The 301-nt window shown below is 66.4% G+C and carries 1 protein-coding gene; it reads right to left on the bottom strand.

Annotated elements, in window-relative coordinates:
• A partial coding sequence (locus tag IF47_RS28500) for a hypothetical protein (protein ID WP_037733462.1) occupies nucleotides 1-301 on the bottom strand: 301 nt, incomplete at both ends.

Here is a 301-nt window from a genome sequence, read left to right as displayed (position 1 = left end):
CGCTGGGCCTTGTTCCGCTTGACGAGCCCAGCCGCGTACTTCCGGTCGTCACCCTCGATCGGCTTGAACGCATCGTCAGGGACACCGTCCGCCAACAGCTTCGGCGTCGCGCCGATCAGCCCGTTGCCGTGCTTGACGTGGGCGTCGAGGAAGCCGAGGGCCTTGCCCGGTTCCATGGCCTCCAGCCACAGGGAAACCTTCGCCAGCTCGACGGCCATGAGGTTGAGGTCAACGCCGTAGATGCAGCGGGCGACAACCTCGTGTAGCGCATGACGCACCGCGTCCACCGTCGGCTCAGGGT

The sequence above is a fragment of the Streptomyces megasporus genome, from assembly GCF_000718985.1.
Lineage (GTDB): Bacteria > Actinomycetota > Actinomycetes > Streptomycetales > Streptomycetaceae > Streptomyces > Streptomyces megasporus.
This window is presented reverse-complemented; position numbering and strand designations above follow the sequence as displayed.